General features: G+C 72.9%; 2 protein-coding genes. Both read left to right on the top strand.

Annotated elements, in window-relative coordinates; genetic code table 11:
* The coding region (locus tag ACFV9O_RS38800) for an SDR family NAD(P)-dependent oxidoreductase (protein WP_385427366.1) at positions 1-5978 on the top strand (5978 nt) is incomplete at its 5' end.
* A 20-nt stretch (positions 5979-5998) separates the two neighbouring features.
* On the top strand, positions 5999-7800 hold a 1802-nt coding region (locus tag ACFV9O_RS38795), incomplete at its 3' end, for a type I polyketide synthase (RefSeq protein WP_385427369.1).

Genomic DNA, 7800 nt, shown 5'->3' with positions numbered 1-7800 from the left:
CCCTCACCCTCTTCGACACCGCCCTCACCACCCCCCACCCCCTCCACGCCGCCACCCACCTCCACACCACCAACCTCCGCAAAAACCACCACACCATCCCCCACATCCTCAAAAACCTCACCCCCACAACCACCCGACGCACCAACCCGGCCGCCCAGGCGCAGAACGGCACCGCCAACCTCACCGAGCAACTCGCCGGCCTCACGGTTGCCCAGCGTCAGCAGGCCCTCACCGACCTCGTCCGGACCCAGGCGGCCACCGTCCTCGGGCACACGAACACCACCACCGTCGACGCCGACCGCCCCTTCCAGGGACTGGGCTTCGACTCCCTCACCGCCCTCGAGTTCCGCAACCAACTCACCGGCACCACCGGCCTCAAACTCCCCGCCACCCTCATCTACGACCACCCGAGCCCCGCCGGCCTCGCCCGCCATCTGGTCTCGGAGCTGTTCGCGGACGAGGCGGCGGAGTCGGCGGCGAGTGCCGTCACATCCGCAGTCGCAGACACGGACACCGGCGCGGACGCGGGCCTGACGTCCGCGGACCCGATCGCGATCGTCGGCATGGCGTGCCGCTATCCCGGCGGAGTCTCCTCGCCCGAGGACCTGTGGCGGCTGGTCGCCGACGGTGTCGACGCGGTCAGTGAGTTCCCGACCAACCGGGGCTGGGACCTGGAGGGCCTGTACGACCCCGACCCGGACCGCGTCGGGACCTCGTACACCCGCGAGGGCGGCTTCCTGCACGACGCGGACCTCTTCGACCCCGAGTTCTTCGGAATGTCCCCGCGCGAGGCGCTGGCCACCGATCCGCAGCAGCGCCTGCTGCTGCAGACGGCCTGGGAGGCCGTCGAGAGCGCGAACATCGTGCCCTCGGCCCTGCGCGGCAGCCGCACCGGCGTGTTCGCCGGGGTGATGTACCACGACTACGGGTCGCAACTGCGGCGCATTCCCGATGACTTGGAGGGCTACCTCGCCGGCGGCAACGCGGGCAGCGTCGCCTCGGGCCGCGTCGCGTACACCCTCGGTCTGGAGGGTCCGGCGGTCACGGTCGACACGGCCTGCTCGTCGTCGCTCGTCGCCCTGCACCTGGCGGCGAACGCGCTGCGGTCGGGCGAGTGCGACCTGGCGCTGGCCGGCGGTGTCACCGTGATGGCTACCCCGACGTCGTTCGTCGAATTCTCACGGCAGCGCGGGCTGTCCCCGGACGGCCGCTGCAAGCCGTTCGCAGCCTCCGCGGACGGTACGGGCTGGAGCGAGGGCGCCGGTCTGCTCGTCCTGGAGAAGCTCTCCGACGCGCGCTGCAACGGCCACCAGGTCCTCGCCGTCGTCCGCGGCTCGGCCGTCAACCAGGACGGCGCCTCCAACGGCCTCACCGCCCCCAACGGCCCCTCCCAGGAACGCGTCATCCGCCAAGCCCTGGCCAACGCCCGGCTCACGCCCGCCGATGTGGACGTGGTCGAGGCGCACGGCACGGGCACGAAGCTGGGTGACCCCATCGAGGCGCAGGCCCTGCTCGCCACGTACGGCCAGGACCGGCCCGCCGACCGGCCCCTCCACCTCGGCTCGCTCAAGTCCAACATCGGCCACACACAGGCGGCGGCCGGCGTCGGCGGCGTCATCAAGATGATCCAGGCCATGCGCCACGGCGTCGTGCCCAAGTCGCTCCACATCGACGAGCCGACCGGGCACGTCGACTGGGAGTCCGGGTCCGTCTCGCTGCTCACCGAGCAGCGGCCCTGGACCGAGCAGGGACGTCCGCGCCGAGCCGGTGTGTCGTCGTTCGGTATCAGCGGCACGAACGCGCACGTGGTGATCGAGCAGGCGCCGACCGAGGACACGGAGCCGGTGGCCGCCGCGGAGGACGGCGCGCCCGTCGTCCCGTGGATCCTGTCAGGCAAGTCCCCGGAGGCTCTGCGCGCCCAGGCCCGGCGCCTGGCCGACCACGCCGAGCGGCACCCGGAGCACACGGCCACGGACCTGGGCCTGTCGCTGGCCACGAGCCGTTCCGCCTTCGAACACCGCGCCACGCTCATCGGCCCTGACCGGGCCGTGCTCCTAGACGGCGTACGCGCACTGGCGGACGGCGGCATGGTCCCCGGCCTGCTCCGGGACACGCGGAGCAACGGCAAGACGGCGTTCCTGTTCACCGGGCAGGGCAGCCAGCGGGTCGGCATGGGACGGGAATTGTACGAGGCGTTCCCCGCCTTCGCCGCCGCGTACGACGAGGTCGTCGCCGCCCTCGACCCGCTGCTGGAGCGCCCGCTGACCGAGGTCATCACCAGCGGGGAGGGCCTGGACCGTACCGAGTACACCCAGCCCGCGCTCTTCGCGGCCGAGGTTGCCCTCTACCGGCTCGTCGAGTCCTGGGGCATCACCCCCGACTACCTCGCCGGGCACTCCATCGGCGAACTCGCTGCCGCCCACGTCGCAGGAGTACTCACCCTCGCCGACGCCGTGACACTCGTCGCCGCCCGCGCCCGACTGATGCAAGCCCTGCCCGAAGGCGGCGCCATGATCGCCGTCCAGGCCACCGAAGACGAGGTCCTGCCATTGCTGGCCGGTCACGAACACCAGGTCACCCTCGCCGCGGTCAACAGCCCCACCTCCCTGGTCATCTCCGGCGACGAAAACACGGCCACCACCATCGCCACCCAACTCCAGCAGCGCGGCCGCAAGACCAAACAGCTCACCGTCTCCCACGCCTTCCACTCCCCCCACATGGACGGCATGCTCCACGACTTCCGCACCACCGCAGCGAGCCTGACCTTCCACGCACCCAAGATCCCGATCGTGTCGAACGTGACCGGTGGCCCGGGCGACCCTGCGCTGCTGACGAACGCCGAGTACTGGGTGCGGCATGTACGCGAGCCCGTCCGCTTCGCCGATGGGGTCGCCGCGCTGGAGGCCGCGGGGGTCACCACGTTCGTCGAACTCGGCCCCGACGCCGTGCTCAGTGCGCTGGTCCAGGAGTCCCTGTCCGCCGAGTCGCCCGACGCCGCGGCGGTGGCGCTCCTGCGCCGCAACCGCCCGGAGGCGGCGAGCGTCACCACCGGTCTCGGTCAGTTGCACAACCGGGGCGTCGCCGTCGACTGGGAGGCGTACTTCTCCGGCTCGGGCGGACGGCGCATCCCCCTGCCCACGTACGCGTTCGAGCAGGAGAGCTTCTGGCTGAAGTCCGAGGTCTCCGCTGGGACGAACCTCGGCACGGGCACGGACACGGGCGCCGGTGCGCCTGGCCATCCGGTCCTGGGCGGCGCGGTCGAACTGGCGGAGAGCGGCAGGACGCTGTTCATCGGCCATGTCTCGGCGGACACGTACGCATGGACGGCCGACCGCGCCGTCGACGACACGCCCGTGCTGCCCGCCTCCGCCCTGGCGGAACTCGCCCTCCACGCAGGCGACCGCATCGGCGCCCACACCCTCGACCACCTCTCCCTCCACACGCCCGTCCCCCTCACCACCCCCACCCAGCTCCAATTCACGGTCGACCCCGCTGACGACGAGGGCCGTCGCCCCTTCACGTTCCACGCCCGCCCGACGGCCCACGCCGGCACCGAGACCCCCTGGACCTTCCACGCCGAGGGCTTCCTGACCGCGGGCGCGTCGGCGCCTCCGGCCGCCGTGGACGCCACGGCAATCGTCGTCCGGATGCCGGCCGGCCTCCGGGCGGAGGCGTCCGAGTACGGGCTGCATCCCGCGCTCCTGGAGGCCGCGGTCGAGGCCGCCGATCCCGGGACCGCGGTGCCGGGAACCCTCCGGATCCCCGTCGAGTGGCACGGGCTTCGGCTCTACGCGGTCGGGGCGACGGCCGTACGGGTCAGGGTCGACGCGATCGACGCGGGCACCGTCGCCGTCGTGCTGGCCGACGAGACGGGGCAGCCGGTGGCGTCGCTGGACCGGCTCGTCTTCCGGGACGTTCCCGAGAGCGAGTTCGGCAGTGCGAAGGGAGGCCGCCAGCCCTTGTACGAGATCGGCTGGGAACCGGCCGGTGAGGCGCTCGGTTCGGCCGGGCCGGTGCGCTGGGGCGCCATGAGCATCGCGGATGTCGACGGACCTGGTTCCGGCGGACCGGGCTCCCACGGGCCGGACCTCGATGCGTGGGACTTCGACGGGCTGGTCTTCGACGACGTGTCCGGGCCGGCCGCGGCGGTCGAGGCCGGTGCGCAGGTCGACACCGTGCTGGTGCGCGCCGATTCGGGCGGACAGGACCACCCGGACACCGCGGAAGCCGCGCACGCCACCGCGCACCGCGCACTGAGCCTCGTACAGGCGTGGCTGGCCGACGACCGGCTCTCGGGGACCCGGCTCGTGATTGCCACCCGCGGGGCCGTGGCCACCGAGCCGGGTGCCGCGCCCGACCCGGCGGCGGCGACCGTCTGGGGTCTGCTGCGCGCGGCCCAGACCGAGGTGCCCGGCCGGATCTTCCTGGTCGACCTGGACGAGGACGGCCCCGCGGCCTACGCCACGTTGCCCTCGTCCGCCATCGCCTCGGGCGAGCCGCAGGCGGCGATCCGCGGCGGCAAGGTCCTGCTCCCGCGGCTGCGCCGGTACACCGCCGCGGATGCCGCCCCGACGGCGGCGGGCACGTCATGGAGCCAGGAGGGTACGGTCCTGATCACCGGCGGCACGGGCAGCCTCGGCGCCCTCGTCGCCCGCCACCTGGTCACCGCCCACGGCGTACGCCACCTGCTCCTCCTCAGCCGCCGCGGCGACCAAGCACCCGGCGCCGACCAACTCCGCGACGAACTCACCGCACTCGGGGCGCAAGTCACCATCACGGCCTGCGACGCCGCCGACCGCGACGCCCTCGCCCACGTCATCAATGCCATCCCCGACGACCGGCCCCTCACCGCCGTCGTCCACACCGCAGGCATCACCGACGACGGCCTCCTCACCACCCTCACCCCCGAGCAGCTCACCACCGTCCTGCGCCCCAAGGCCGACGCGGCCTGGAACCTCCACATCCTCACCCAGGACCACGACCTCACCGCGTTCGTCCTCTTCTCCTCCCTCGCAGGCGTGACCGGTGTGCCGGGGCAGGCGAACTACGCGGCCGCCAACGCCTTCCTCGACGCCCTCGCCACCCACCGCACCGCCCACGGCCTGCCCGCCACCTCCACCGCCTGGGGCCTGTGGGCGGCGGAGGGGGACCGTCCTCGGGGCATCAACGCCCATCTGGGTGCCGGTGCCCTGCAGCGGTTCGCCCGTGAGGGCTTCCGGCTGATCGACCCCGCGACGGGCACGGCCCTCCTCGACGCGGCGCTCGGTGCCGAGGACCGGCCCCACCTGGTGGCGCTGCCCGTGGACCTTGCCGCCATGCGTGCGTACGGGAACGTCCCGGCGCTGTTCCGCGGGCTGGTCAACGTCGCGAACCGCCGCACCGCCCAGGCCGGGGCAACCACCACCGACACGCTCGGGCAGCGCCTCGCCGCGCTGTCCGCCACCGAGCGGCACCAGCTCGTCCTGGATCTCGTCCGCACCGAGGTGGCCGCCGTCCTGGGCCGCTCCGGGCGGGACGGCGTCGAGGCCGAGCGGCCCTTCGAGGGGCTGGGCTTCGACTCGATGACCGCGGTCGACCTCCGCAACAGGCTGAGTGCGGAGACCGGCGTACGGCTCCCGGTCACCCTGGTCTTCGACCACCCCACGCCCGCGGCGCTGGCCGAGTACCTGCTCGCGCAGGTGGCGCCGGGCGGCGAGGCGGACGCGGACACGCCTCCGGTCCTGGCCGAACTGGACCGCCTGGAGGCGGCGCTGGCCGACGTGTACGCGCTCCCGGACGGGGACGGGGATGCCGGCGCGACGCGCAACGCCGTGACCGTACGCCTGCAGACGATCCTTGCGCGGCTGAGCGAGCTGAACGACCAGGGCGGGACGGGCGGGACGGACGGCGCTCCCGACCCTGTCGACGTTCTCGAGTCGGCTTCCGCGTCCGAGATCTTCGACTTCATCGACCACCAGCTCGGCCGTTCCACGAACTGACCACCACCCACGGAGACTGAATCCGCATGTCGAACGAAGAGAAGCTGGTCGACTACCTCAAGTGGGTCACCGCTGACCTCCAGAAGGCCCGCCGACGGCTGGCCGAGCTGGAATCGGGCCGTCAGGAGCCCGTGGCGATCGTCGGGATGGCGTGCCGCTATCCCGGCGGGGTGTCCTCTCCGGAGGACCTGTGGGAGCTGGTCGCGAACGAGGTCGACGGCATCACGCCGTGGCCCGTCGACCGGGGCTGGGACATCGAGGCGCTGTACGACCCGGAGCCGGGCAGGCCCGGCAGGTCGTACACCCGCGAGGGCGGGTTCCTGGCGGACGCAACCGAGTTCGACGCCGGCTTCTTCGGGATCTCGCCGCGCGAGGCGCTGGGCATGGACCCGCAGCAGCGGCTGCTGCTGGAGACCGCGTGGGAGGCCCTGGAGAGCGCGGGCATCGATCCGGTGTCGCTGAAGGGCAGCAGCACCGGCGTGTTCGCGGGAGTGGTGGAGCAGAGCTACCTCGACCGCGAGGGCCCCGAGGAGCTCGAGGGCTATCTCATGACGAGCAAGCTGAGCAGCGTCGCGTCGGGCCGTGTCGCGTACTCCTTCGGTTTCGAGGGGCCCGCGGTGTCACTGGACACGGCGTGCTCGTCGTCGCTCGTGGCACTGCATCTCGCGGTGCAGTCGGTGCGGTCGGGCGAGTCGGCGCTGGCGCTGGCCGGTGGCGTCACCGTGTCCGGTTCGCCGAGTGGGTTCGTCGACTTCTCGCGACAGCGCGGGCTGTCCCCGGACGGCCGCTGCAAGTCGTTCGCGGCCTCCGCGGACGGTACGGGCTGGAGCGAGGGAGTCGGTCTGCTGGTCCTGGAGAAGCTCTCCGACGCGCGCCGCAACGGCCACCACGTCCTCGCGGTCGTCCGCGGCTCGGCCGTGAACCAGGACGGCGCCTCCAACGGCCTCACCGCCCCCAACGGCCCGTCCCAGGAACGCGTCATCCGCCAGGCCCTGGCCAACGCCCGGCTCACGCCCGCCGATGTGGACGTGGTCGAGGCGCACGGCACGGGTACGAGGCTGGGTGACCCGATCGAGGCGCAGGCCCTGCTGGCGACCTACGGCCAGGACCGGCCGGACGGCCGGCCGCTGTATCTCGGCTCACTGAAGTCGAACATCGGCCACACGGTCGCGGCGGCCGGGGTCGGCGGGGTCATCAAGATGGTCCAGGCGATACGTCACGGGATCATGCCGAAGTCCCTCCACATCGACGAGCCGACGGGGCACGTCGAGTGGGAGGCGGGGGCGGTGTCCCTGCTGACCGAGGCGAGGACGTGGCCGGAGACGGGCCGGGCCCGCCGCGCGGGCGTGTCGGCGTTCGGCGTGAGCGGAACGAACGCGCATGTGGTGATCGAGCAGGCGCCGGCCGAGGACACGGAGCCGGCCGAGCCGGAGCGGACGGCGCCCCTGCCCGTGGTTCCGTGGGTCCTTTCGGGCAGGACGCCGCAGGCCCTGCGCGCCCAGGCCCGGCGCCTGGCCGACCACGCCGAGCGGCACCCGGAGTACGGGGCCGTGGACCTGGGCCTGTCGCTGGCCACGAGCCGTTCCGCCTTCGAGCATCGCGCGACGGTCGTCGGCGGCGACCGAACCGCTCTGCTGGACGGCGTACGCGCTCTCGCCGCCGGCGAAACAGTCCCAGAGCTGCTCCAGGGCAGCCGTACGACGGGGAAGTTGGCGTTCCTGTTCACCGGGCAGGGCAGTCAGCGGGTCGGCATGGGACGGGAGTTGTACGAGGCGTTCCCCGTCTTCGCCGCCGCGTACGACGAGGTCGTCGCCGCCCTCGA

The sequence above is a fragment of the Streptomyces sp. NPDC059909 genome (genome assembly GCF_042730885.1).
Taxonomy (GTDB): Bacteria; Actinomycetota; Actinomycetes; order Streptomycetales; family Streptomycetaceae; genus Streptomyces.
This window is presented reverse-complemented; position numbering and strand designations above follow the sequence as displayed.